A 24,289-nucleotide genomic window follows, 5' to 3' on the forward strand; every position below is an offset into this window, starting at 1 on the left:
AAAAGAAAGCCGCTCACACCGCTAGTGTGACGCCGTCCACCTCTATTCGTATAGCGGAGTGGTGACTGGGCATTGATCGCACCTCTCGCCATAAAACGAAGTGACAAAGGACTCATTCATCCCGTTGCTCGCTTCGCTCGCGACGGTTGGGTTTGCGTGGGAAACCAGCAGTACTTCTAACTTTCCTGGGTGGCCGGCAAACAGCCGGTTTGTGGTTATGCCCCACGGGGGCGAAGCGCCCTGGATGTGCCTGCGTCACCACTCCGTTATTGCGCGCGTGATGCGAGCAAGACCAGTCACCACTCCGATATTGGGCAAGTGGTGGACGGCGTCACACTGGCGGTTTGAGCGGCTTTCTTTTGCCTACTTTTCTTTGCCGCTGCAAAGAAAAGTAGGTGCCGCCCCGCACAGGGGCAACGCTAATAGACCGACACGATCACAAGGAAATGCCAACGGTTTTCTATAGCCCGAAACTACCGCCCCGCCGACAAAATCCTCCCAACACAAGCCCCAAACCCAACCCGATACCCATCCCCCTGACACCAGCCAGCAAGCGTCAGCTCATCACCATCCTCGATAAACGCACGCGTCCCGCCGGACTTCAAAGCAAGCGGCTTCTTACCGTTCCAAGTAAGCTCCAGCAAGCTACCAAACGAATCCTCCGTCGGCCCCGATATCGTCCCGGAACCCATCAAATCACCCACCCGCGTATTACAGCCAGCAACGGTGTGATGCGCAAGCTGCTGCGCCATCGTCCAGTACATATGCCGGAAGTTGGTCCGCGAAATCGTCGTCGCCTCATCAGCGCCGTCAGGCCGCAACAACACCTCCAGCGCGATATCGAAAGCATGATTCCCCGCATGCCGCAGATACTCCAGCGGCTGCGGCTCCTGCACCGGCTGAGCAACGCGGAACGGCTCCAGCGCATCAAGCGTCACGATCCACGGCGAGATCGTCGTCGCGAAAGTCTTGGCGTTGAAAGGCCCAAGCGGCACATATTCCCATTGCTGGATATCCCGCGCGCTCCAGTCGTTGAGCAGCACCATCCCAAAGATATGCGCCTCGGCATCCTCACAGGCGATCGGCTCGCCCAGCGCATTGCCGCGCCCGACGATAAACCCGGTCTCCAGCTCGATATCGAGCTTGCGGCACGCACCAAACACCGGACGATCCTGATCAGGCAACTTCAGTTGACCATTGGGTCGACGCACCGGCGTGCCGCTCACCACCACCGACGATGCCCGGCCGTTATAACCGATCGGCATTTCAGACCAGTTCGGCAACAGCGCATTCTTAGGATCGCGAAACATTGATCCAACATTGGTCGCGTGCTCTTTTGACGAATAGAAGTCCGTATACCCAGGAATCTCCACAGGCAGATGCAGCTTCGCATCGGCGAGCTTCACGAATGCGCGTGCCCGCAATGCGGCGTCGTCGCGCAGCGCTGCCGTGTCCTTCGCAAGCAGCGACGAAAGCTGTACGCGCACACTGCGCCACGCATCGCGCCCAAGCGCAATGAAGTCGTTCAACGCGGCACGCGCAAACACGTTCTCACGCGCTCCGGCAGGCAAACCCAGCAGTCCCGCGTCGTGCAGCGCAGCCAGATCCACGACCTGATCGCCAATCGCCACGCCCACGCGCGCATGCGTCTGCTGCGCGGTGCTGAACACGCCGAACGGCAAGTTCTGAATCGGAAAATCGCAAGCGGCGTCGTTCGCGCTATCGATCCAGCTTTTGCGCTGCGGATCGAGCGTCGCCTGCAAATCGCGAGTGTTGGGGTTGTTCATCGCTGCTCCGGATTGAAGTGTTTCTTGAGGCCTTGCCAGCACTCGTAGTAATGCGCCTGCAGCTGGCTCGTTTCGAGCGCGTAGCGCGTCGGACGGATCAGCGTGCGGGTCTCGAACATGAACGCCATCGTGTCGCCAACCTTGTGCGGTTTGCTCGTATCGGCGTTCGAGGCTTTTTCGAATGTTTCGGCATCCGGGCCGTGGCCCGACATGCAGTTGTGCAGGCTCGCGCCGCCCGGCACGAAGCCTTCGGCCTTGGCGTCGTAGACACCGTGCACCAGGCCCATGAATTCGCTCGCGACGTTGCGGTGATACCAGGGCGGACGGAAGGTGTTCTCGGCCGCCAGCCAGCGCGGCGGGAAGATCACGAAGTCGATCGCGTCGACGCCCGGCGTGTCCGTCGGCGAATGCAGCACCAAAAAGATCGACGGGTCCGGATGGTCGTAGCTGATCGAACCGATCGTGTTGTAGCGGCGCAGGTCGTACTTGTAGGGCGCATAGTTGCCGTGCCACGCCACCACGTCCAGCGGTGAATGGCCGATGTCCGCGCGCCAGAGCTGGCCACCCAGCTTCGTAACGAGTTCGAACTGCCCTTCGCGGTCTTCATAAGCCGCGACCGGGGTGAGGAAGTCGCGCGGATTCGCCAGCCCATTCGAGCCGATCACGCCCAGATCCGGCAGTCGCAATAGCGCGCCGAAGTTCTCGCAGATATAGCCGCGCGCCTCGCCATCGGGCAGCTCGACCGCGAAGCGCACGCCGCGCGGAATCACCGCGATCTCGAACGGTTCGATGTCGAGCTTGCCCATCTCCGTCGCAATCGAGAGACGCCCCTGCTGCGGGACGATCAACAGTTCGCCGTCGGTGCTGTAGAAGAAGCGGTCCTGCATCGAGCGGTTGGCCGCGTACAGATGGATCGCGCAGCCGCTCATCGACGCCGCCGAGCCATTGCCCGCCATCGTCACCCAGCCGTCGATGAAATCGGTCGGCGCGGTGGGCATCGGCAGCGCATCCCAGCGCAACTGGTTAGGCGGCGTGGGCGGCACATCGCCGAAATCGGCGACGAGGCGTGAGCCTGCCACGTTTTCATTCGCAAGCGGCGTGAAGGGCTGATGCACCGCGCCCGGACGGATGCGGTAGAGCCACGAGCGGCGGTTGTGCGAGCGCGGCGCCGTGAACGCCGTGCCGGACAGTTGCTCGGCGTAAAGGCCGTAGGCGCAACGCTGCGGCGAGTTCTGGCCGGCGGGCAAGGCGCCCGGCAGCGCCTCGGTGGCGAATTCGTTGGCGAAGCCGCTCATGTAGCCATCGTGGCCGTGATCGTGGCCATGAGCGAGCGTGCGCGCCGCCAGTGGCTGCGTCACGTCGGGCAAAGGTGCGTTCATCACTGTCTCTCCATGTTCTCTACGGAATCGGCCAAAGCGCCGCGGCCGTCGCTTGATTTACGAATAGTAAAATGAATTCCGATTAGTGAAATTGCACGTAAACCCTGGGAATGCGCTGTTTTACGGCCGAGCCCCATCTGACAAGCCTTCGCGCGTGGATATCGTTATCACCAATCAGTGCATGCCAGGGCGCGCCGGGCTGCTACCATCAAGCCATGCGGCCCCGTAGCCGCAACCGTTCCTTTTTCCGATTTCCTCGCTCTCTCTTCATCGCGTCATGATCGCTCCGACCATTCCCGAGCTTGTTGCCCGCTCCGCCAGTCATCCTTTTCTCGGCGAGCATCTGGCGATGGGGACCGGCGCGCATCACGCCGAAGCCATCGCACGCCGTCGCGGCGTCGAATTGCTGAGCGCCTACGAGCCGATCTACGACATCAGCGTGCACGGCGGCGCGCAATCGCTCACGGCCGATCTGGCGTCGGCGGCACGCTTTGGCGACGAACTGGGCTTTCAGGCTGTGACGTTGCGCGAAGAAGGCGGCAAGATCGCGCCCTTCGACCCCTTCTCCGATACGCTCGACGACCCGGAACTGGTGGCGCTCGACCGCTGCGTGCGCGCGCTCCATACGATCAACTTTCTCGGCTCGCAGCGGCACGGCCTGTTGTTCCTGCGCGTGCACGAGCGTCTGCTCAAGAGCGTGAAATACGATCACGGACGCCATTTTTCGAACGTGCTGGTGTCGTTCGGGCTCAATCCGGGGCGCGTCGTGATCGAATTGCCGGCGGCGGCGGTCGCGCATCGCACCTTCGTCGGCTATCTGACGAAGAGCTATCAGCGCTACGGCTTTAAGGTGGCAGGCAATCTGCCGAATGCCGGGCAGATCCTGTCGGTGTCGGATATGGCGCGGCTGGACTTCGTGAAGATGGATGCGAGTTCGGCGCTGCGCGATTCGATGGTCAAGCCGCTCGTCAGCTACGCAGCGCGCCTGCGCATTCCGCTGATCTTCAATCGCGTGATGGATATCGCACAGTTCGAGCTATTGCAGCAGTACGACGTGCGCTTCGTGCAAGGGCCGGTGTTCGCTGCGCAGAATATCCCGGCCTGAAAAACAAAACGCCGCGCTTTGTAGCGCGGCGTTCTGCATGCGGGCGAGAAAAATTGCCTGGCTTAGAGGCTGAAGGCTGATTAAAGGCTGATCGGTTCCTGCTCCAGCTCCACGCCGAAGCGCGTACGCACGTCGGCCTGGATCGCACGGGCCAGATCGAGGATATCGTTACCGCACGCACCGCCGCGATTCACGAGCACGAGCGCCTGACGTTCATGCACGGCCGCTGTGCCCAACGCGCGCCCCTTCCAGCCGCACTGGTCGATCAGCCAGCCCGCCGCGAGTTTGACGCGGCCATCGGCCTGTGGATACGAGACCACCTGCGGTTCGCGCACAACGAGCGCGTCGAACTGCTCGGCGTCGATCACCGGATTCTTGAAGAAACTGCCCGCGTTGCCGAGTTCAAGCGGATCGGGCAGCTTGGCGCGGCGCACCGCAACGACGGCATCGAATACGTCGCGCGCATGACGCGCTTGCGACAGTCCGCGTTGCGCGAGTTCGCGCGCGAGATCGGCATAACCAGCGTTGGCGCGCCAGGCCTTGGGCAAGCGGAACGTCACCGATGCGATCACGAAACGCTCGCGCCCTTCGCGTTTGAAAAAGCTGTCGCGATAGCCGAAGTCGCAATCGGCGGCATCGAATTCATAGGCCGTGCCGGTGGCGAGTTCGATCGCCCGCACGCGCGCGCAGCGCTCGGCCATTTCCAGACCGTAGGCGCCGATGTTCTGAATCGGCGCGGCGCCGACCGTGCCCGGAATCAGCGCGAGGTTTTCGAGGCCCGGCATGCCCGCTTCGAGCGTCCACGCCACAAAATCGTGCCAGTTCTCGCCGGCGGCGGCCTCTACATACCAGGCTTCGTCGTCTTCGTGCACCAGGCGCTTGCCCGCCAGCGCGTTCAGCAGCACGAGACCGTCGAAGTCGCGCGTGAACACGACATTGCTGCCGCCGCCCAGCACCAGCGTGGGCAGACCGGCCGCGCGCGGGTCGGCCAGCGCCTTCGTCAGGTCCGCTTCGTGCTCGATGCGGCAGGCCAGACGCGCGCGCACGTCGAAGCCGAAGGTGTTATGCGCGCGCAGCGCATAGCCGGCGGTGAACCAGACGGAAGACGGATTGGCGGACGAATCGGTGGTCGAAGCGACGGACACGAGGGAGGCGGACATCGGAAAAAGGGGCGCAAAGCGCGGAAAGAGTGCCGACGGCGTGAAGCGGCGCAAAAAGCGCTACAGGCCGCGCAGCCTTGGGCAAACCCGGCTGCGCCGGTAAAATGGCGCGATCCGTGATTATAGCGAGTGCGCGGCGCGTCTCAGTAACAGCATCGGCGGTTCGGCACCGCGGCACTCGCACCTTTGGGAGAAAGCAATGCCATCGTTTGACGTCGTCAGCGAAGCCAACATGATCGAAGTGAAGAACGCGATCGAGCAATCCAACAAGGAGATCTCCACGCGCTTCGACTTCAAGGGCTCGGATGCGCGCGTCGAGCAAAAAGAACGCGAGCTGACCGCGTTCGCCGACGACGACTTCAAGCTCGGCCAGGTGAAGGACGTGCTGATCTCGAAAATGGCCAAGCGCAATGTGGATGTGCGTTTCCTCGACTACGGCAAGATCGAAAAGATCGGCGGAGACAAGGTCAAGCAGGTCATCACCGTGAAGAAGGGCGTCTCGGGCGACCTCGCCAAGAAGATCGTGCGTCTCGTCAAAGACAGCAAGATCAAGGTCCAGGCGAGCATCCAGGGCGACGCCGTGCGCGTGACCGGCACCAAGCGCGACGACCTGCAAAGCGTGATTGCCATGCTGCGCAAGGACGTGACCGACACGCCGCTCGACTTCAACAACTTCCGCGACTGATCCAGCCGCACGCCGCTCGATTGCCTGATTGCGACGGGACTATGCGCCCGTCGCGACGAGCGGCATCAATACCTCGCCCGTTTCCAGCAGGGTCTTCAGATTCGACAGGATGCGCGGCCAGCCGCCCGATACGGCCTCGATGAACTTCGAGCCCGGGCGCTCCACCCGGTGCGTGACCGTGAGCCTCACGACTTGCTCCGCCGACTCGATTTCCAGCGTGCAAAGGGAATCGCCCTCTTCGTTCAGCTCCGGACGAAACACATTGCGCCAGCGGATCACGAGCCGATGCGGCTTGTCTGCTGCCACGATTTCGCCCTCATCCGCCACGCGGCCATCGGCGAAATGCAGCGACCATGGCGAGCCCGCCTGCCAGTCGCTTTCCATATGCATGCCGTACCAGTAGCGCTCGGTGAATGCGCGGCTCGTGAGCGCCGTCCAGAGTGCGTCGGGCGTCGAGCGAATATAGGTCACGTAGACGAAAACCGAGTCGCTTGCCGTTGTTGCGTTCGCCTCGCTGTTCATGGCTGTCTCCTTGCGCTTCAAGCGCGTTAAATCGACGAGACGAGCTTCGCGCCGTCATGACCTGCGCTCAAGCTCCTGCTCCAGACGCACGGTGGACCGTTGGCGCAATAGCCCCGTCTGGCGACCCTTTTCCCGGACGATTCTGGCCCGGGCTTTCGCTCTCAGGAGCGCGGTGGCGCGCGTCATGTCCTCCATCCAGACCTTCGAGCCGTATGCGCCGTTGAGCAGCCCCGGCGCCCACACCGCTTCGTCCAGACGCGGAAAATAGATCGACGATCCCGCGCCCCAGATTTCGATTCTCGCCAGTTGCGACGGCGTTGGCCACTTCGCCATGAAGTGGAACTCCTGAATCAGGATGATAGGCACCGCAATGTCTACGCCGTGCGCGTAGGAGATTTCGAGTTTGCGGTTCGTGCGGTTGTAGCGCGCGGCGACCGCGACCGGAACTTTTTCTCCCGCTGCACTGGCGGCGTCAAGTACTTCGGTGCTGAACATGGCCATGATGCGTTTCTCCGTTTGTTGATTTCCAACCATGCCTGGCAAAGGCGACCGACCTCCGGCTTCATCGCTCTGACGAGGCGTTCGAGTACTGGATTGCTCACTCGCGCGCGGCCACGCGGCATCAATGGCCCATCCGGGCAATTGAGATTAAAGACACATGTGCCGTGCGCCCCGTCGACATGGACATGTGCGGGCGGATGATCGGCACTGAAAATCATCACGCGGGAGCCGAGAACGCGAAAAACTGTTGGCATTGGGGCTTCGAAAATAACCGAATGTGGGGTTGCTGGAGCGTCCTGTCCCGCCAAAGCCACAGCCTCTATTTGCGCTGGAGCAAAGCCAAAAACAAACGCGATTGCAGCCCAGCTTAAGCGAACACATCGCGCCTGAAACTTCGGCCAAACGGCCAACGCCAGCCCTTACGACAGGCGAAAAAAAACGGCGCCGCAGCGCCGTTCTTCCACTCCTGATAACCCTCGACACCCCCCTCAATCGAGCTTGAACTGCCCCACCGCCTCCGCGAGATTCACCGCCTGGCTGCGCAGCGCGGCAGCGGCCGCCGTCGATTGTTCGACCAGCGCCGCGTTCTGCTGCACCATCTCGTCGAGCTGGCTCACCGCGCGGTTCACTTCCTGAATGCCGCGCGTCTGCTCGCCCGCCGCGTTCGTCACTTCCGAAATGATGGTCGTCACGTTCGAGACATTCGCCACGATCTCGTCCATCGTTTCGCCCGCGCGGCGCACGAGTTGCGAGCCCGAATTCACGCTCGCCACCGTCGATTCGATCAGCGCCTTGATCTCGCGCGCTGCCTGCGCGCTGCGCTGTGCGAGGCTGCGCACTTCGCCCGCGACCACCGCGAAGCCGCGCCCCTGCTCGCCCGCGCGCGCCGCTTCCACGGCGGCGTTCAGCGCCAGGATGTTGGTCTGGAACGCAATGCCGTCGATCACGCCGATGATGTCGGCGATCTTCACCGACGCCTTCTCGATCGCGCCCATCGTATCCACCACATCGTTGATCACCGCGCCGCCGCGCGACGCCACCGTCGATGCCGAATTCGCCGTGATGTCGGCCTGCTGGGCCGCGTTGGCCGATTGCGCGACCGTCGCCGTGATCTCTTCCATCGACGCCGCGGTTTCCTCGAGGCTCGCCGCCGCCGATTCCGTGCGGCCGGAGAGATCGACGTTGCCCGCGGCGATTTCGTCGCTTGCGGTGCGCACGGACTGGCTCGCGTCACGGATATGGCGCATCACGTCGCGCAGTTTGTCCATGAAGCCGTTGAACGAGCGCGCGATCTGCGCGACTTCGTCGTTGCCGGTAGCCGGCAGGCGCTGCGTGAGATCGCCTTCGCCCGCGCTGATGGCGTCCATCGCGTCGCGCACCGTGGACAGGCGCTTGAACGACACCGAGGTCGCCGCGCCCACCACCAGCGCCGCCACCACGGCGATCACCACCAGCGTAATCAGCGATACGGTGAGCAGCGAGCGCATGCCCGCCAGCGCATCGGCGCGGTCGAACGCAACGATCACGCGCCAGTCCGTGCCCGCAATCGCCTGGGCGCGCATCAGCTTGATGTCGCCGTTCACGTCCACAGGCATCGGCCGGGTCGCCGCAAACAGCGTGGCCAGTTTGTCGGCCGAGAGGCTCGGCGCGACGTCGGTGACGGGTTTGAGCGTGAGCTTGGCGTCGTCGTGCGCGACGATCGCGCCGGTGCTGTCGACCAGCATGCCGAAGCTCGCCGGCGTCGGGTGGATCGAGCGCACGTTGGCGATCACGCTGTCCATCGCCAAGTCGCCGGAAATCACGCCCTTGACCTGACCGTCGCGGATCACGGGCGTGGCGAACGCCACCACCAGCTTGCCGGTGCCCACATCGACGTAAGGCGGCGTCACCACGCCCTTGCCCGCCGCCACCGCCTGCTTGTACCAGGGACGGCCGGTCGGGTCGTAGTCGGGCGGAATACCGGTCGCGTCCGAGAATTTCGCGGTCTTGTCGGCGTAACCCACGTAGACGTTGGTGAAGCCGCCCGCCGTCGCGATCTGCTTGAGCATCGGCACGGGATCGGGTTGCAGCACGGCGTCCTGCAGCGATTCGATCATCTGCGCGTGGGTCGAAACCCAGTCGCCGATGCCTTCGGCATGGCTGTTTTCGACCGCGGTGAGCGTCGCGTCGATCGAATCCTTGTTGTGCGAGTTCGCAACGAAATAGTCGAGCGCGGTATTAGCCGCAAGCGCCACGACGACGATGACGACGCATAGCGCAACGATGCGCGCGCGAATGGTGGAAAACATGGTGGGGAAGCGCCGTGTGGAAGGGTTTGAATCAGACTGCTGAACCGTAGGACCTGCTTGAGCAATGGGTAATCGACTCACGCGTTTACGGCGTCCACGGCGCGCGACTTGAGTAGGGTTTATCGGGGTAGGAAGAAACGCCGAAAAAGGCGCGCGCGCGGCGATGCGCGAGGCATGAAGGGGACAGTTCGATCTGCGATCCCGCGTTAATTAATTCGCAAGGATATCGAAAGAAAAAGCAAAACGGCCCGCACGAATGGCGGGCCGCTGAAAGGGACAATCAGGAACAATCAGGGACAATCGAGGGCAATCAGTCCAGCAAAAAGACCGCGCTTATTTGCTCGCGGCGGCGGCCTTTTTCTTGTCGCCGATACGGCTTTCGGTGCCGTTCATCAGCTTGGTGATGTTGGCCCGATGGCGCCAGAACAGCAGCACGCTCATGGCGAGAATCGCCAGCGCCATCACATGCGCGCCGAACATGAATACGTCGAACAGCGGCGCGAACACCGCAGCCGCGAGCGCCGCCAGCGACGAATAGCGCGTGAAGAACGCGACGATCAGCCAGGTCAGCAGCGTCAGGCCGCCGAGCACCGGATTCACGGCCAGCAGCACGCCCGCGGCGGTCGCCACGCCCTTGCCGCCCTGAAAGCGGAAGAAAACCGGATAAAGATGGCCGAGGAACACGGCGATGGCGGCCAGCGCCACGGCGGTTTCACTTAAGCCCAAGCGCGGCCCGAAATACGCCGCCAGCCAGACGGCGAGCCAGCCCTTGAAGGCGTCGCCGATCAGCGTAAGGATGGCGGCCTTCTTGTTGCCGCTGCGCAGCACGTTGGTCGCGCCCGGATTGCCGGAGCCGTAGGAGCGCGGATCGTCGAGGCCCATCACGGCGCTCACGATCACGGCAAACGAAACCGAGCCGATCAGGTAGGCGGCGACGGCGACTAACAGGTTGTACATGCACGAAACCCGACTGAAGAGGAAGAAGGCGGAACGCAGCGCTACGCGCGCGAAGGCGCTCATTCTACCGAAGCGCGCGCGCCGTTTCGCCCTCAATCCCCGCTATACGGGGCAAAACCAGGGAAATCAGGGAACCGGGGCCGCCGCTTTACAGCGTACTGCCCAGATTCGATCGGAAATCAATCGGCAATCAATCGGCAAGCGCGCACTGCACCGGCTTCGCGCCCAGCAGCGAGGTCAGCACCGCAGGCGCGAGGCTCACGAGATAACCGCGCTTGCCGCCGTTGAGCCAGATCTGGTCGAGTTCGAGGATCGTCGCTTCGACATAGACCGGCATGGCTTTCTTCGTGCCGAACGGCGACGTGCCGCCCACCAGATAGCCCGAATGGCGATTCGCGACTTCGGGCTTGCAGGGCTCGACGCTCTTCGCGCCGATCTGCCGCGCGAGATTCTTGGTGGACACCTTGTGATCGCCGTGCATGAGGACGATCAGCGGCCTGGCGCGTTCGTCCTCCATCACCAGCGTCTTGACCACGCGATGCTCGTCCACGCCGAGCTGACGCGCGGATTCTTCCGTGCCGCCGTGATCGACGTACTCGTAGGGATGCTCGCCGAACGCGACGCCCGCGCGGCGCAGCATTTGCGTGGCGGGCGTTTCGGAGACGTGTTTCGATTTGCTCATGGCGCGCATTTTAATGTGCAACTGCGCTGGCCGTGTGCGCGCTGGGCAGGCGCGCCGCGCGTGAATCGCACGTTATCCGCGCGGATGATGCTGCGCGTGCAGCAGGCGCAGTCGCTCGCGCGCGACGTGCGTGTAAATCTGCGTGGTCGAAATATCGCTATGGCCGAGCAGCAGTTGCACCACGCGCAGGTCCGCGCCGTGATTGAGCAGGTGCGTCGCGAAGGCGTGCCGCAGCGTGTGCGGCGAAAGCGGCGCGTGCACGCCTGCATGCAACGCGTGGCGCTTGATGATGTGCCAGAACTGCTGGCGCGTCATGCCCTCGGCGCGCGCGGTGACGAACAGCGCGTCGCTCGTGCGTGGGCCAAGCAGCGCGGGCCGCGCTTCGCGCAGATATTGTGTGATCCACGCCGAAGCCTCTTCCCCAAACGGAATCAGCCGCTCCTTCGAGCCCTTGCCGAGCACGCGCACCACGCCTTCGTTCAGCCCCACCTCGACGGTCTTGAGCGTGACGAGTTCGGTCACGCGCAGGCCGCTCGCGTACATCAGTTCGAGCATGGTGCGATCGCGCAGGCCCAGCGGCGTGGCGACGTCGGGCGCGCCGAGCAGCGCCTCGACCTGGGCTTCGGTGAGCGTGGTGGGAAAGCGCGGCGCCTGCTTCGCCGAGCGGATGCGCACGGTCGGGTCGGCGCTCACGCGCTGCTCGCGCAATCCCCAGCCGTAATAGCGGCGAAACACCGAAAGACGCCGGTTCGCCGAGGTCGATTTGTCGTCCTTACGGCGCGCGCTGTAGGCGATCAGGTCGTCTTCCTGCACCGCGTCGAGATCATGCTCGCGCGCGTGGGCCAGCCATTGCGCGAACAGGCGCAGATCGCGCCGGTAAGCGTCGAGCGTGTTGCGCGAAAGATTGTGCTCGAGCCACATGGCGTCGCAGAACGTGTCGATAGCGAGCTGGCTCGCGGCGAGCGCCTGCACGGCGGCAGGTGTGAGCGCGGCGTCTTCGGCAACGCCGGCCGGTTCATCGGCGAAGGCGTCTTCGTGGTCGTGGTCGTCCGCGAAATCTTTGTCGGGCGTGTCGTCTTCGTGTATCTCGTGCTGATCGTTCATGTCGTTCCAGTCTTGCGCGGCGCTCAGCGAATTGTGACGCCCTCGTGTGCGAGCAGCCAGCGCTTCACGTCGCGGAAAAAACCATCGCCGCCGTGGTGCGAAAAGCCACCGATGCCGCTCGCCGATACCACGCGATGGCACGGAATCACAATCGGAAAGTAGTTCGAGCCGCAGGCCTGCCCCACCGCGCGCGCGTTGATGGTGCCCACGCGCTTTGCCAGTTCGCCATAGGTCAGCACGCTGCCGAGTTCAATCGCGCAGATGCCGTCCCACACGCGGCGCTGAAACTCCGTGCCAAGAGGCGCGAGCGGCAGATCGAAGGGCGCGGCCGCATCGTCGAGATAGCGTGCGATCTGCGCGCAGGCGCGCTCGGCCAGCGCGGAATCAGGCGCGAGACCCGGCGTGTCGCCCGGCAGATAGACGATATCGCGCACGCCGTCCTCGCCCGTGACGATGCCAACCTTGCCGAACGGCGCGTCGATTACAGCGTTGTAGTTGCGCGGCGCGATCTTGCGCAGCGCCTGCGGGCTGGGCGCGCGCTCGGGCTTTGCGGCGGGCACATGCGCGGCTTCGCGCATCGCCGCGTCTTGCGCGTCGTCCCACAGTGAATACGATGCCGATGCCTTCATCATCGCCGCTCTCCTTGAATTTGCGTGACGCTTGCGGGTCGCCGGGGTCAACTTACGGCTCAGGCCGCTTCCAGCGCCCACGCCACATGTTCGCGCACAATCGCCGATTCGTCATGCGCGCGCTCGCGCAGCGCCGCCACGATGGCCTCGCGCTTCTCCGGCGCAACATTGGCTGCCGCGTTGCGCAGCGCATTGCCCATCGCCACAGCGATGTTGCGCGACCAGCTTTCATAACCGATACGCCGGATCGCACTACCCTGCATGCGCTCGTCGAACTGCGCTGCGCTCCAGCCGAACAGCTCGACCAGACTCGCGCGGTCGAGCCCATGACGCACATCGAAATCGGCCACCGGCGCGGCCTGCGCAAATTTGTTCCATGGACACACGAGCTGGCAGTCGTCGCAGCCATACACGCGATTGCCAATCTGCTCGCGCATGTCCAGCGGAATGCTGCCCTTGAGTTCGATCGTCAGATAGGAAATGCAGCGCCGCGCATCGACGCGATACGGGCCGGTGATCGCGCCAGTGGGACACGCGTCGATGCAGCGCGTGCAACTGCCGCAATGTGCGCCGGGCGTTTCTGGTGCGGCGGAAGCGGGATCGTCGGCGTCGGTCGGCAGCGGAATATCGACGTAAATCTCGCCGAGGAAAAACAGCGAGCCCGCGTCGCTTTGCAGCAGCAGCGTGTGCTTGCCGCGCCAGCCGATGCCAGCCTTTTGCGCGAGTTCCACTTCCAGCACGGGCGCGGAATCGGTAAAGACGCGAAACCCGAATGCGCCGATTTCCGCTTCGATACGCTCGGAAAGCTGCTGCAGGCGCGCACGCATGACCTTGTGATAGTCGCGGCCACGCGCGTAGATCGATACGACCGCCGCGTGCGGGTCGGCCAGACGCGCATGCTCGCCGCGACGCCAGTCTTGCGACGGGCTTTCGGACATTTCGGGCAACTTTCCCGCTGCATTCGCAGCGGCCGTGCCATCGAGCGTCGAGGCCGGTAAATACGCCATGCGGGCCGTGATGACACGTCGCGTACCGGCCACAAGCTCGGCTGGCCGCGCGCGTTTCATGCCATGTTTGGCCATATAATCCATCTCGCCGTGGCAGCCCGCTTCGAGCCATTCGGCGAGTCCCGCCTCGGCATGGGACAGGTCGGTGTCGCTGATACCGATCGCACCGAACCCAAGCTCCCGCCCCCATGCGCGAATGCGCGCCGCGAGCGCGGCCAGCGCCGCATCGTCGAGTGCAGCAGCCGGCTCGCGAGCCGCCGCGTCAGCGCCCGACGCCATATTCGACGCCGCGTCCGACGGATTCGATGCGCTCGCTGCGTTCAATGTGTGCGCCTCGTTCGAGGGGGAAAGCAAGGGGTTCATCACGCCATTTTACGAGAATGCCCGACACGCCCGAACAGCACCACGCGAGCTTGCCCGCCACGCCCTCTCTGCTTGAACGCCGCTTCGAGCTCGCGGACGAAACCGCCACCGATGCGTTCGGCGCACGCTTCGCGCACGCGCTCGAAGCCCTGCGCACGCAAGAATCCGGCCAGACGGCGCCTCTTACTCCGGCGTTCCCGGGCCTGCACGTCCAGTTGCTGGGCGATCTGGGCGCGGGCAAGACCTCGCTCGTACGCGCCGCCTTGCGCGCGCTCGGCCATACGGGCCGCGTGCGCAGCCCCACTTATACGCTCGTCGAACCCTACACGGTGCGCGACGACGCTGCGGGCGGGGAACTCCAGCTCTATCACTTCGATCTGTATCGTTTCAGCGACCCGGCCGAATGGGCCGACGCCGGCTTTCGCGAGTATTTCGCGCAAGGCGCGGTCTGTCTCGTCGAATGGCCGCAACGCGCGGGCGGCCTGCTCGGCGTGCCGGACCTCGTGTTCCACCTCGAACCCGGTCTAAACGGTGAAGGCCGCGTGCTCACCGCGTACGCATACAGCGCATCAGGAAAGGCATGTCTAGAAAGATGTTAATCAAACCGTTCCGCTCGATCGAATCGGCCGCCACCGCCACGCACAACTGGCGGCGCCGGCAGATCCTGAAAGCGGGCGCGTCGTCGCTGGTGCTGGGTCTGGCCGCAGCCGTCCCGGGCCTCGCGCGGGCAAGCTCGGTGATGGGCGTGCGGGTGTGGCCCGCGCGCGACTACACGCGCGTCACCATCGAGTCGGATCAGCCGCTCGCGACCACGCAAACGCTGCTGCAAAACCCCGATCGTCTCGTCGTCGATCTGAGCGGCCTTGACCTCGACGATGCGCTGAAGAACCTCGTCTCCAAGATCACGCCGAACGATCCGCAGATCCAGGCCGTGCGCGTCGGGCAGTATCAGCCGCACGTGGTGCGCATGGTGTTCGACCTGAAGGGATCGGTGAAGCCGCAGGTGTTCACGCTGCAGCCGGTCGGCTCGTACAAGTATCGGCTCGTGTTCGACCTCTACCCGGCCGTCGCGCCCGACCCGCTGATGGATCTGCTCGCGCAGACCGAGCGCAAGCAGCAGCAGCTCGACGCCCATCAGGCAATGCGTGACAGCGCGCCGCCCACGCCTTCGACGCTGGCCGGCCCCAACACGCCGCCCGCGCACGACAACAGCGAAGCCTTCTTCGACCGCTACGCGCAGAACGACGGCACGCCATCACCCAGGCCCACGCCGTCGGTGCCGCCGGTCATCGCCAGGCCGAAGCCCGCGCCGAAGCCGCCCGTGGTCGCCCAGAACAATGGCGACAATTCCGGCAAGGACAGCGGCAAGGACGACGACAACTACGGCTTCACCGCGCCGAAGTCGAACAAGGGCGGCACCACGCGCCTGCTCACCGTGGCGATCGACCCGGGCCACGGCGGCGAGGACCCGGGCGCGATCGGCAGCGGCGGCACTTACGAGAAGCACATCGCACTCGACATCGCCAAGAAGCTGCGCGCGAAAATCGACGCCCAGCCCAATATGCGCTCGATGATGACGCGCGACGCCGACTTCTTCGTGCCGCTGAACGTGCGCGTGCAAAAGGCGCGCCGCGTGGGCGCGGACCTGTTCGTATCGATCCACGCCGATGCCTTCACGACGCCTTCCGCGCGCGGCTCGTCGGTATTCGCGCTCTCGGAGCACGGCGCGTCGAGCGCCGCGGCACGCTGGATGGCGAACAAGGAAAACTCGTCGGACCAGATCGGCGGCATCAGCGTGCAGACGGCGGACGCCGCCGTGAACCGCGCGCTGTTCGATATGTCGACCACTGCGCAGATCCGCGATTCGATGCGCTACGGCAACTTCGTGCTCAACGAAGTGGGCGAGATCAACCATCTGCACAAGGGTTCGGTCGAACAGGCGGGTTTCGCGGTGCTCAAGGCGCCCGATATCCCGTCGATCCTCGTGGAGACCGCCTTCATCAGCAATCCCGAGGAAGAGTCGAAGCTCAACGACGACGCCTATCGCGACAAGATGGCCAACGCCATTCTCAAGGGCATCAAGCGCTATTTCGCGGCCAACCCGCCGCTGGCGAAGAACCGCATGACGTAAGCACGCGCCTGCCTCGCGTAAAAAACGCCGCGCACCCTGCTGGATGCGCGGCGTTTTTCATGGCGCGGCGGCGTTACGTACGCGCAGCCGCAAAGCGCTGCTTCACCCAGCCACCGAACACGTTCACCACCAGCCCCGCCATCACGAGCGCGGCGCCGCCCACCTGCGCAACCGTCAGGCGCTCGCCGAGCGCTAGCGCCGCCGAAGCCAGCCCGACAATCGGCACGAGCAGCGAGAACGGCGCCACCTGGCTGGCCGGATACTTCGAAAGCAGGCGGCTCCAGAGGCTGTAGCCGAGGATCGTAGCGATAAACGCCAGATAGACGATGGCGCCGATGGACGGCATGCCGATGCCGGTGAGCGCAGTTTCGATGCGCTGCGGCCCTTCCATGAAGTACGACAGCACGAAGAACGGCAGCGGCGGAATCAGGCTGGCCCACACCACGAGGCCGACCAGGTCGATCTTGCCCACCTTCTTCGTGACGATATTGCCGAGCGCCCACATGCAGGCCGCGCACAACGTCAGCACGAAACCCGCTACGGTCATGGCCTGCGCGCCTGCGCCACCTGCGCCACCCGCGCCCGTCGATTGCAGCCCGATCAGCGCCAGGCCGCCCGCCGCGATCAAAAGGCCGATCACGTTCTGCGCGCGAAAGCGCTCGCCGAGGAAAAACGCCGCGAACACCAGCGTGAAGAACGCCTGCGCCTGCAGCACCACCGAGGCGAGACCGGCGGGCATGCCCACATACATCGCTGTAAAAAGGAACGCGAACTGGCCGAACGAGATAGTCGCGCCATAGGCGAACAGCCAGCGCAGCGGCAGCTTCGGGCGTTTCACGAACAGCACCGCCGGGAACGCGGCCAGCGTAAAGCGCAGTGCGCCGAGCAGCAACGGCGGCACGCCGTGCAGGCCCACCTTGATCACGACAAAATTCACGCCCCACGCGAGCACCACGACCAGCGCGAGCAACAGGTCCTTCGGCGACATCCCCAGCTCCGTTATTGTTCTGTCGAATCTGTAAGTTTAGCGGTTGCATCGCTCACGCGCCGGGCGCCCTCTTACACGGGCTTAACCGCACGCCGTCAGAGCGGGCGTTAGAATGAGCGCCTGTCCGCGCGGCGAGAGTTCAGTGCGTACTTCGCCGCCATGGGCCCCACATTCGTATTCGTACCGTCCGGTTCATCAAGGAAGCGTCCATGTCCTCATCGATCAAAGCGGTCCTCAAGCCTCACCAGCGCGATATCGGCAATCTCTACGTGCGCCGCGTGCTGCCCGCGATGGCCGCGCGCCTCGTCGGGCCGTTCATCTTTTTCGACCATATGGGTCCGGCGGCGCTCGCGCCTGGTGCGGGCGTCGATGTGCGCCCGCATCCGCATATCGGGCTGGCCACCGTTACGTATCTGTATGAGGGCGCGCTGATGCACCGCGACTCCCTCGGCTCGAATCAGAAAATCCTCCCCGGCGACGTCAACTGGATGACGGCGGGACGCGGCATCGTCCATTCGGAGCGCACGCCCGACGAAAACCGCGCCACCGGCCTGACCATGCACGGCATTCAGACCTGGGTGGCGCTGCCGCTCGAACACGAAGACACCGATCCCTCGTTCTTCCACCACGAAGCGGCCACGCTGCCCAAGGTCGAGCGCAACGGCGTGTCGATGTGCGTGATCGCGGGCACGGCGTTCGGCGCGACCGCGCCGGTCAAAACCTTCTCCGGCACGCTTTATGTGGCTGCCGATTTCGCGCCGGGCAGCGCCATCGCGCTGGATTCGGAGCACGAGGAGCGCGGCGTGTATCTGGTCGAAGGCGATCTCGCGATCGACGGCACGCCGCTCGAACAGCACACCATGGCCGTGCTGGTGCCCGGAGAAACCGTCACGCTTGCCAGCACGAACGGGGCGCGCGTAATGCTGCTGGGCGGCGAAAAGCTGGAAGGCGAGCGTTTTATCGAGTGGAATTTCGTGGCTAGCTCGCGCGAGAAAATCGAAGCCGCGAAGGCTGCATGGACGCGTCAGGAAATGGGGCAGGTGCCCGGCGAGACGGAATGGATTCCGCTGCCCGAGAAAAAGCCCGCGCACTGATGGCGCAAAGCTGGCGCATTGAAGCCAGGCGTTTCGCCCCCATCTGACGCGCAAGACGGAATTTTCCTAACGAGGACGCAATGGATACCACTCTGGCCACTTTTGAAAAGGACGTGATCGAGGCGTCGGCGCTCGCGCCCGTGCTGGTCGACTTCTGGGCGCCGTGGTGCGGCCCGTGCAAGACGCTGGGCCCGATGCTCGAAAAGCTCGAGGCCGAATACGCGGGCAAATGGAAGCTCGTGAAGGTGAACGTCGACGAAAACCAGGAACTGGCCGCGCACTTTCAGGTGCGCAGCATTCCGCACGTGGTCGCGTTCGCGGATCGTCAGGCCGTTGACCAGTTCATCGGCGTGCTGCCGGAAAGCCAGCTGCGCGGGTTCCTCGACCGCCTGATCCCGGATTCGGCCGAAGCCTCGCGCGCAGCCGCCCAGCAAGCACTCGCCGAAGGCCGTCGCGAAGATGCCTACGAAGCGCTGCAGGCCGCGCTCGCCTACGATCCGGGCTTCGACGAAGCGCGCATGGACCTGATCGAACTGCTGCTCGCCGACAACCGCGCCGACGACGCGCACAAGGAAGTCGAGCTGCTCTCGCCCAAGACCACGCAGGGCATCGATGCGCGCTTTAACGCGCTCAAGACGCGCCTGGACGCGCTGGACGCCGCCGCCGACCTGCCGCCGACCGACGCACTGGATGCGCAGGTGAGCGCGCATCCCGACGATCTCGAAGCGCGTTTCGACCTGGCGAGCGCACTGATCGCGCGGCGCAAGTACGCCGGGGCGCTGGAGCATTTGCTGGAGATCGTGAAGCGCGACCGCACGTTCCGCGACGACATCGGCCGCAAGACCATGCTGTCGGTGTTCGATCTGGCCGAACATCAGCCGCAACTGGTCAGCGAATGGCGACGCAAGCTGAGCGCGACGCTGAATTGAGCCGACTGAGTTAGTACAAGGTAGAAAGCCCGCGAACGACGCGGGCTTTTTTCTGGACGAGCGTTGAATTGCGCTTAGCCGGGACGGGTCTTGCGGCTATGTCTGCCGCTGTGTCTCACGTCGCTCACGCCTCGCAACGTAGCGCCTGAACAGGTAGGAAAGCGCCTCCACGCTGCCGAACGTAACGGCCGCAATGATCAGCATGCCGTAGTTTTGCGAAAAACTCTGGACCAAGTTTGTCATCATAAATAGAGGCTCAATGCATTATCCGATACTACATCGGGCTGCAGTCCATCTGCGCTATGCGCAGAAGGCGCGAGCATCAAACGCTCTATGAGATCAAATCCGCCACGCGCCACCACCGCTCAACGCGAATTCGCCTGATGCGCCATCGCGCGCAGCACATATGCCGCCGCCGCAAAACCAAAACTCGCGGTCACGCACACGCTCGAACCAAAGCCCGCGCAATTGAGCCCCACCGGACCTTGATGGCCAGGCGACGTCGTCACGTGCTCCGCCTCGTTATCGACATCGCACACCGCCGCTTCCGGATAGATCAGCGGTTCGTCCGAATACACCGCGCTCACCTTGAAGCGCGCCTTCGGGCCGCGCGGAAAGCCGTGGTGCTTGCGCAGTTGCCCGCGCACCTTGGAAAGCAGCGGGTCCTGGATCGTGAGCGCGAGATCGTCGATGCGAATGCGCGTCGGGTCCAGTTGACCGCCCGCGCCGCCCACGGTGATGAGCGGCACGCGATGCTCGACGCACCAGGCGATCAGCGCGGTCTTGGTGCGCACGCTGTCGATTGCGTCCACCACGTATTCGAAGCCGCTGCCCAGCAGCGCATCGAAGTTCGACGGTTCGACGAAATCCTCCACGAGCCGCACGTCGCAATCGGGGTTGATGAGCTTGATGCGCTCGGCCATCGCCTCGACCTTGGGCTTGCCGTAGTTGCCGTCGAGCGCGTGGATCTGGCGGTTGGTGTTGCTCTCCGCCACGTTGTCGAGGTCGATCAGCGTGAGCGTGCCGATCGCGCTGCGCGCCAGCGCCTCCGCGACCCACGAGCCCACCCCGCCGATGCCGATCACCGCAACGTGCGCGCGCTCGAACGCGTCGAGCGCGGGTGCGCCGTAAAGCCGCGCCACGCCGCCGAAGCGGCGGGCCCTGTCGGCAACATCGTGCGCGTCTGGCGCGGTAATATCGGCTGAACCGGCCGCAGGCGGGAACGAAGCGGTCGATGTGATCGAAGCGGAAAGCGGTGTACTGGACATGACGGTAGTCAATCAAAAGCGCGGAAACGGACCGGTTGCTCACTGTCACGGCCCTGGCAAGACCCGTATTTTGCCTGATCGCGCATCATCAGGCTGAACGGAGGCCGCGCTGCCCGCGCGCTGCATCCGGCCCCGCATTCCGGTTTTTTCTGGTTATACTCATCCGCACTGAAGCGTCTGCATAAAACATGACCTCCCTCGCCGATCTCCGCAAGAACTACTCGCTCGGCTCGCTCGACGCCGCCGACGTCGACGCCGATCCGATCCGCCAGTTCCAGACCTGGTTCGCCCAGGCCCTCGACGCGCAACTGCCCGAACCCAACGCGATGACCGTCGCCACCGTCGACGCCGAAGGCCGTCCGGCCGCGCGCATCCTGCTGATCAAGGGCGTGGACGAGCGCGGCTTCGTGTTCTTCACCAACTACGACAGCCGCAAGGGCCACGAACTGACGGCCAACCCGCACGCCGCGCTGCTGTTCCACTGGATCGAACTGGAACGTCAGGTGCGTATCGAAGGGCGCGTCGAGAAAACCAGCGAGGCGGAAAGCGACGCCTACTTCCAGTCGCGCCCGCTGGGTTCGCGCATTGGCGCTTGGGCGTCGGAGCAGAGCGCGGTGATCGACAGCCGTACGCAGCTCGAAGCGCGCGAACGCGAAATCAGCGCACAGTACGGCGATGCGCCGCCGCGCCCGCCGCACTGGGGCGGCTACCGCGTCGTGCCGAGCGTCATCGAGTTCTGGCAAGGCCGTCCGTCGCGGCTGCACGACCGCATCCGCTACACGCGCGAGCCCGCGCAAGCCGGCGCCGCCTGGCGCATCGAGCGGCTAGCGCCCTGATCCTGGTTCAAGCGGCGCGCCTGCCGGGTGCGCCGCCGCTTTACCCGCACTTTCTGAAGTATCCGCAATATCCGCAGTAACCAGCCTCACCCGCATCACCCGATTCATGCGCCCCGCCCTGCGCGGTACGACGCGATATGACGGCGCCAATCGGCTTTGCCTCGTTTTTGGTACTACGCATCGCAATTCGCTTTTGTCTTTCTGCGGCTTGAGCCGTTTAATCGACACGGAGAGAAACGCATGTTCTGGGAGAAAAAACTCGCACAGTGGGTCGACGAAGTGCGCAACAAGGCCAATCTGCCCGCGCGGCTCGTGCTCTGGAGCGGCCAGCAATACGATTTCGGCCACTTCGCCGCGCCGCAGGTCACGCTCAAGGTCAATAGCGCATCGGCGCTGCCGCTTCTGCTCGAACCGAGCCTCGACAATCTCGGCGAGGCCTACGTGAAGGGCAAGATCGACATCGAAGGCAAGGTCGCCGACATCATCAACATCGGCTACTCGCTCGCGCGCAGCACGGTCACCAGCGCCAGCAAGCTCGCGCGCGTGCGCCGCTACTTCACGCACTCGAAGAGCACCGACCGAAAAGCCATCCAGTATCACTACGACGTCTCGAACGAGTTCTACAAGCTCTGGCTCGACGAGAACATGGTCTATTCCTGCGCGTACTTCGAGAACGGCGATGAAGACCTCGCCACCGCGCAGCTCAAGAAGATCGACCACATCCTCACCAAGATCCAGCTCAAGGAAGGCCAGACGCTGCTCGATATCGGCTGCGGCTGGGGCGCGCTGGTGCTGCGCGCGGCGCAGAAGTTCGGTGCGCGCTGCGTGGGCGTGACGCTCTCGCAGAACCAGTTCGATCTGGCCACGCAGCGCGTGAAGGACGCGGGGCTCGCGGACCGCATCGAAATCCGTCTGCAGGACTATCGCGACGTGCAGGGCCAGTTCGACCGCATCACGAGCGTGGGCATGTTCGAGCATGTCGGGCGCAAGAATCTGCCCGGCTACTTCACGAAAGTGCGCGAACTGCTGGCCGACGACGGCATCGCCATGAACCATGGCATCACCTCGTCGGACGCCGAAAGCGGCGAGACGGCGCTGGGCGGCGGCGAGTTCATCGACCGCTACGTGTTCCCCGACGGCGAGCTGCCGCATATCAGCCTGGCGCTTGAGGCGGCGCAGCGCGGCGGGCTGGAGGCGGTTGACGTGGAGAGCCTGCGCCGTCACTATGCGCACACGCTCGACCTCTGGGCCGATAACTTCGAGGCGCGCGCCGAAGAAGCGAAAAAACTCGTCGACGACGAGAAGTTCCGCATCTGGCGCGTCTATCTGGCGGGCTGCGCCTACGCGTTCGAGCACGATGACGTATCGATTTACCAGATCGTGTGCCGCAAGGCCGGCCGCAGCGCGACGACGCTGCCCTGGTCGCGCCGTTATATGTACGAGAAGCCGCTTTGATGCGCGCGTCGCGAGTGAGGCGGGCGGTTTTCTTCTGACTTGTCTGATTTTTCTGATCCGGCGCCCTCACTCGCCACTTTGATGCCTGCATGAACGAACGCGACGACGGCCTTTTCGGGGCGCTGGACAATGAGGATTTAGCTTCGAAGCAGCGTGCCTCGCGCGCTGCGCCGCGCATGCCTTCAAAACGCGCCGCGCCCGCGGAACGCCTGGTCGAAGCCCAAACCGATCTGTTCGGTTTCGTGCCGCCTGAGCCGCCGCCGAAGCGCTCCGGGCGCGCCCAGGCGCCTGAAGCGGATTCAGCCAACGCCCAAAGCCCGACCGAGTCGCCGAAAGATACCGCCCCGAAACGCCGCGCGCGTGGCGTGCTGCCCGCCTCGCCCTCTCAGGATGTGCTCGATCTGGCCGCCGATCTGCCCGGGAGCGTGCGCCTGGGCACCTCGTCGTGGTCGTTTCCGGGCTGGAACGGCATCGTCTACGGCGACGACTACAGCAACTCGAAGCTCGCGCGCGATGGCCTTACGGCCTATGGCGCGCATCCGCTGCTGCGCTCGGTGAGCATCGACCGCTCGTTCTACGCGGCGCTCACCGTGACCGACTATCTGCGTTACGCGCAGCAGGTGCCGGACCACTTCCGCTTCATCGTGAAGGCCCCCGCGCTGATCACCGATGCGAGCGTACGAGGCGATCGCGGCGAGCCGGTCTCGGCCAACCCGTGCTTTCTGAACGCCGATCTCGCCGCGCGCGATTTCGTCGAGCCGTGCCTCGCAGGCCTAGGCAGGAAAGCGGGCGCGCTGGTGTTCCAGTTTCCGCCGCTGCCCGATCAACTGCTCGCCGATCCAACCGTGTTCGTCGAGCGGCTGTCGGCTTTCCTGGCTGCGCTGCCGCCGTTGCCGGCCCCCGCCGACGACGCCGCACCGGGCGACGCGACCTGCTACGCCGTCGAGATCCGCGACGGCATCCTGCTCACGCCGCGTTTCGTGCGCGCGCTGCGCGCCGCAGGCGTGCGCTACTGTGTCGGACTGCACGCGCGCATGCCCGACCCGCTGCGCCAGGCGGCAGCCCTGGCGCTGATGGACGGCGAAGCGCCCGCCGGCCCGCTGATCGTGCGCTGGAGCCTGCACAGCGGCTTCAAGTACGAGCAGGCCAAGGCGCGCTACGAACCGTTCGACAAGCTCGTCGACGAAGATCCGCACACGCGCGACACGCTTGCCGAACTCGCCGCGCGCTACGCGATCGCCGGCCAGCCGGTGCTCATCACGACCAACAACAAGGCGGAAGGATCGGCGCCGCTCACCTGCCAGAAGCTCGCCCGCGCGATCGCCGACGAAATGGCGCGCCTGCGCTCGGAAGTGGAAGGAGAAGCGGAAGGAGAAGCAGAAGGGGCCGACGAGTCATAAAAAAGCGGCGGGGGGGGGT

22 protein-coding genes and 1 pseudogene are annotated in these 24,289 nt (G+C 64.4%); 9 read left to right on the forward strand and 14 right to left on the reverse strand.

Going from position 1 to position 24,289, the window contains the following annotated elements:
* Positions 1-473: 473 nt before the first annotated feature.
* Together fahA and hmgA are read right to left on the reverse strand one after the other, a co-directional pair.
* On the reverse strand, positions 474-1,787 hold the full coding sequence (gene fahA / locus VG320_RS08655; protein WP_327199708.1) for a fumarylacetoacetase: 1,314 nt from the start codon (positions 1,785-1,787) through the stop codon (positions 474-476).
* Positions 1,784-3,082 (reverse strand): homogentisate 1,2-dioxygenase, encoded by a 1,299-nt coding sequence (hmgA, locus tag VG320_RS08660; protein WP_327199726.1) that lies wholly within the window; start codon positions 3,080-3,082, stop codon positions 1,784-1,786. Before hmgA ends, fahA begins: the two co-directional genes overlap by 4 nt.
* 361 nt (positions 3,083-3,443) lie before the next feature.
* Here hmgA and VG320_RS08665 point away from each other — a divergent pair, with 361 nt between their 5' ends.
* Positions 3,444-4,271, forward strand: coding sequence for a diguanylate phosphodiesterase (locus tag VG320_RS08665; protein WP_327199709.1), 828 nt, complete (start codon positions 3,444-3,446; stop codon positions 4,269-4,271).
* 80 nt (positions 4,272-4,351) lie between these two features.
* Here VG320_RS08665 and murB read toward each other — a convergent pair whose 3' ends face one another.
* Positions 4,352-5,431: a UDP-N-acetylmuramate dehydrogenase gene (murB, locus tag VG320_RS08670; RefSeq protein ID WP_327199710.1), complete on the reverse strand. Its 1,080-nt coding sequence runs from the start codon at positions 5,429-5,431 to the stop codon at positions 4,352-4,354.
* A 199-nt stretch (positions 5,432-5,630) separates the two neighbouring features.
* Here murB and VG320_RS08675 point away from each other — a divergent pair, with 199 nt between their 5' ends.
* Positions 5,631-6,116: a YajQ family cyclic di-GMP-binding protein gene (locus tag VG320_RS08675; protein WP_103702011.1), complete on the forward strand. Its 486-nt coding sequence runs from the start codon at positions 5,631-5,633 to the stop codon at positions 6,114-6,116.
* A gap of 39 nt (positions 6,117-6,155) precedes the next feature.
* On the opposite strand, the gene VG320_RS08680 is transcribed toward VG320_RS08675, so the two are convergent.
* The 9 genes and pseudogenes from VG320_RS08680 to queG all read right to left on the reverse strand — a co-directional run bounded on the left by VG320_RS08680 (position 6,156) and on the right by queG (position 14,085).
* Positions 6,156-6,638, reverse strand: a complete 483-nt coding sequence (locus tag VG320_RS08680) for an SRPBCC family protein (protein WP_327199711.1) — start codon at positions 6,636-6,638, stop codon at positions 6,156-6,158.
* A gap of 54 nt (positions 6,639-6,692) precedes the next feature.
* Positions 6,693-7,139 (reverse strand): hypothetical protein, encoded by a 447-nt coding sequence (locus VG320_RS08685; RefSeq protein WP_327199712.1) that lies wholly within the window; start codon positions 7,137-7,139, stop codon positions 6,693-6,695.
* A gap of 125 nt (positions 7,140-7,264) precedes the next feature.
* Positions 7,265-7,393 (reverse strand): annotated as a pseudogene (locus VG320_RS31170) (DUF4160 domain-containing protein); the annotation flags it as partial.
* A gap of 234 nt (positions 7,394-7,627) precedes the next feature.
* On the reverse strand, positions 7,628-9,427 hold the full coding sequence (locus VG320_RS08690) for a methyl-accepting chemotaxis protein (RefSeq protein WP_327199713.1): 1,800 nt from the start codon (positions 9,425-9,427) through the stop codon (positions 7,628-7,630).
* Between the two features lie 333 nt (positions 9,428-9,760).
* On the reverse strand, positions 9,761-10,384 hold the full coding sequence (gene plsY, locus VG320_RS08695) for a glycerol-3-phosphate 1-O-acyltransferase PlsY (RefSeq protein WP_327199714.1): 624 nt from the start codon (positions 10,382-10,384) through the stop codon (positions 9,761-9,763).
* Between the two features lie 190 nt (positions 10,385-10,574).
* On the reverse strand, positions 10,575-11,066 hold the full coding sequence (gene ybaK / locus VG320_RS08700; RefSeq protein ID WP_327199715.1) for a Cys-tRNA(Pro) deacylase: 492 nt from the start codon (positions 11,064-11,066) through the stop codon (positions 10,575-10,577).
* 72 nt (positions 11,067-11,138) lie between these two features.
* Entirely contained in the window at positions 11,139-12,170 is a 1,032-nt protein-coding gene (xerD, locus tag VG320_RS08705) for a site-specific tyrosine recombinase XerD (RefSeq protein WP_327199716.1), read from the reverse strand.
* A gap of 23 nt (positions 12,171-12,193) precedes the next feature.
* Positions 12,194-12,679: a methylated-DNA--[protein]-cysteine S-methyltransferase gene (locus VG320_RS08710; RefSeq protein WP_327199727.1), complete on the reverse strand. Its 486-nt coding sequence runs from the start codon at positions 12,677-12,679 to the stop codon at positions 12,194-12,196.
* 179 nt (positions 12,680-12,858) lie between these two features.
* Positions 12,859-14,085: a tRNA epoxyqueuosine(34) reductase QueG gene (queG, locus tag VG320_RS08715; protein WP_414696001.1), complete on the reverse strand. Its 1,227-nt coding sequence runs from the start codon at positions 14,083-14,085 to the stop codon at positions 12,859-12,861.
* Between the two features lie 101 nt (positions 14,086-14,186).
* Between queG and tsaE the strand changes: the two genes are divergently transcribed.
* Positions 14,187-14,768, forward strand: coding sequence for a tRNA (adenosine(37)-N6)-threonylcarbamoyltransferase complex ATPase subunit type 1 TsaE (gene tsaE / locus VG320_RS08720; protein WP_327199717.1), 582 nt, complete (start codon positions 14,187-14,189; stop codon positions 14,766-14,768).
* The gene (locus VG320_RS08725) at positions 14,750-16,300 is read left to right on the forward strand and encodes an N-acetylmuramoyl-L-alanine amidase (protein ID WP_327199718.1); all 1,551 of its coding nucleotides are present in this window, start codon (positions 14,750-14,752) and stop codon (positions 16,298-16,300) included. Before tsaE ends, VG320_RS08725 begins: the two co-directional genes overlap by 19 nt.
* A gap of 73 nt (positions 16,301-16,373) precedes the next feature.
* Here VG320_RS08725 and VG320_RS08730 read toward each other — a convergent pair whose 3' ends face one another.
* Positions 16,374-17,288: an EamA family transporter gene (locus VG320_RS08730; protein WP_327199719.1), complete on the reverse strand. Its 915-nt coding sequence runs from the start codon at positions 17,286-17,288 to the stop codon at positions 16,374-16,376.
* A gap of 209 nt (positions 17,289-17,497) precedes the next feature.
* Between VG320_RS08730 and VG320_RS08735 the strand changes: the two genes are divergently transcribed.
* Together VG320_RS08735 and trxA are read left to right on the forward strand one after the other, a co-directional pair.
* Positions 17,498-18,382, forward strand: coding sequence for a pirin family protein (locus VG320_RS08735; RefSeq protein WP_327199720.1), 885 nt, complete (start codon positions 17,498-17,500; stop codon positions 18,380-18,382).
* A gap of 80 nt (positions 18,383-18,462) precedes the next feature.
* Positions 18,463-19,311 carry a thioredoxin gene (gene trxA / locus VG320_RS08740; protein ID WP_327199721.1) on the forward strand — a complete coding sequence of 283 codons (849 nt, stop codon included), beginning with the start codon at positions 18,463-18,465 and terminating at the stop codon, positions 19,309-19,311.
* Between the two features lie 365 nt (positions 19,312-19,676).
* On the opposite strand, the gene tcdA is transcribed toward trxA, so the two are convergent.
* Positions 19,677-20,579, reverse strand: a complete 903-nt coding sequence (gene tcdA, locus VG320_RS08745; protein ID WP_327199722.1) for a tRNA cyclic N6-threonylcarbamoyladenosine(37) synthase TcdA — start codon at positions 20,577-20,579, stop codon at positions 19,677-19,679.
* Between the two features lie 188 nt (positions 20,580-20,767).
* Between tcdA and pdxH the strand changes: the two genes are divergently transcribed.
* The 3 genes from pdxH to VG320_RS08760 all read left to right on the forward strand — a co-directional run bounded on the left by pdxH (position 20,768) and on the right by VG320_RS08760 (position 24,270).
* The gene (gene pdxH, locus VG320_RS08750) at positions 20,768-21,415 is read left to right on the forward strand and encodes a pyridoxamine 5'-phosphate oxidase (RefSeq protein ID WP_327199723.1); all 648 of its coding nucleotides are present in this window, start codon (positions 20,768-20,770) and stop codon (positions 21,413-21,415) included.
* 240 nt (positions 21,416-21,655) lie between these two features.
* Positions 21,656-22,870 (forward strand): cyclopropane-fatty-acyl-phospholipid synthase family protein, encoded by a 1,215-nt coding sequence (locus VG320_RS08755; protein WP_327199724.1) that lies wholly within the window; start codon positions 21,656-21,658, stop codon positions 22,868-22,870.
* An 89-nt stretch (positions 22,871-22,959) separates the two neighbouring features.
* Positions 22,960-24,270 (forward strand): DUF72 domain-containing protein, encoded by a 1,311-nt coding sequence (locus VG320_RS08760; protein ID WP_327199725.1) that lies wholly within the window; start codon positions 22,960-22,962, stop codon positions 24,268-24,270.
* The last annotated feature ends 19 nt before the right edge of the window (positions 24,271-24,289 follow it).

It is taken from the genome of Paraburkholderia sp. (genome assembly GCF_035948235.1).
GTDB lineage: Bacteria > Pseudomonadota > Gammaproteobacteria > Burkholderiales > Burkholderiaceae > Paraburkholderia.

What these genes read in the sequence shown, in the direction of transcription:
- fahA (WP_327199708.1), bottom strand. Translation starts at nt 1,787, where the DNA reads ATGAACAACCCCAACACTCGCGATTTGCAGGCGACGCTCGATCCGCAG.
- hmgA (WP_327199726.1), bottom strand. Translation starts at nt 3,082, where the DNA reads ATGAGCGGCTTCGCCAACGAATTCGCCACCGAGGCGCTGCCGGGCGCC.
- VG320_RS08665 (WP_327199709.1), top strand. Translation starts at nt 3,444, where the DNA reads ATGATCGCTCCGACCATTCCCGAGCTTGTTGCCCGCTCCGCCAGTCAT.
- murB (WP_327199710.1), bottom strand. Translation starts at nt 5,431, where the DNA reads ATGTCCGCCTCCCTCGTGTCCGTCGCTTCGACCACCGATTCGTCCGCC.
- VG320_RS08675 (WP_103702011.1), top strand. Translation starts at nt 5,631, where the DNA reads ATGCCATCGTTTGACGTCGTCAGCGAAGCCAACATGATCGAAGTGAAG.
- VG320_RS08680 (WP_327199711.1), bottom strand. Translation starts at nt 6,638, where the DNA reads ATGAACAGCGAGGCGAACGCAACAACGGCAAGCGACTCGGTTTTCGTC.
- VG320_RS08685 (WP_327199712.1), bottom strand. Translation starts at nt 7,139, where the DNA reads ATGGCCATGTTCAGCACCGAAGTACTTGACGCCGCCAGTGCAGCGGGA.
- VG320_RS08690 (WP_327199713.1), bottom strand. Translation starts at nt 9,427, where the DNA reads ATGTTTTCCACCATTCGCGCGCGCATCGTTGCGCTATGCGTCGTCATC.
- plsY (WP_327199714.1), bottom strand. Translation starts at nt 10,384, where the DNA reads ATGTACAACCTGTTAGTCGCCGTCGCCGCCTACCTGATCGGCTCGGTT.
- ybaK (WP_327199715.1), bottom strand. Translation starts at nt 11,066, where the DNA reads ATGAGCAAATCGAAACACGTCTCCGAAACGCCCGCCACGCAAATGCTG.
- xerD (WP_327199716.1), bottom strand. Translation starts at nt 12,170, where the DNA reads ATGAACGATCAGCACGAGATACACGAAGACGACACGCCCGACAAAGAT.
- queG (WP_414696001.1), bottom strand. Translation starts at nt 14,085, where the DNA reads ATGGCGTCGGGCGCTGACGCGGCGGCTCGCGAGCCGGCTGCTGCACTC.
- tsaE (WP_327199717.1), top strand. Translation starts at nt 14,187, where the DNA reads ATGCCCGACACGCCCGAACAGCACCACGCGAGCTTGCCCGCCACGCCC.
- VG320_RS08725 (WP_327199718.1), top strand. Translation starts at nt 14,750, where the DNA reads ATGTCTAGAAAGATGTTAATCAAACCGTTCCGCTCGATCGAATCGGCC.
- VG320_RS08730 (WP_327199719.1), bottom strand. Translation starts at nt 17,288, where the DNA reads ATGTCGCCGAAGGACCTGTTGCTCGCGCTGGTCGTGGTGCTCGCGTGG.
- VG320_RS08735 (WP_327199720.1), top strand. Translation starts at nt 17,498, where the DNA reads ATGTCCTCATCGATCAAAGCGGTCCTCAAGCCTCACCAGCGCGATATC.
- trxA (WP_327199721.1), top strand. Translation starts at nt 18,463, where the DNA reads ATGGATACCACTCTGGCCACTTTTGAAAAGGACGTGATCGAGGCGTCG.
- tcdA (WP_327199722.1), bottom strand. Translation starts at nt 20,579, where the DNA reads ATGTCCAGTACACCGCTTTCCGCTTCGATCACATCGACCGCTTCGTTC.
- pdxH (WP_327199723.1), top strand. Translation starts at nt 20,768, where the DNA reads ATGACCTCCCTCGCCGATCTCCGCAAGAACTACTCGCTCGGCTCGCTC.
- VG320_RS08755 (WP_327199724.1), top strand. Translation starts at nt 21,656, where the DNA reads ATGTTCTGGGAGAAAAAACTCGCACAGTGGGTCGACGAAGTGCGCAAC.
- VG320_RS08760 (WP_327199725.1), top strand. Translation starts at nt 22,960, where the DNA reads ATGAACGAACGCGACGACGGCCTTTTCGGGGCGCTGGACAATGAGGAT.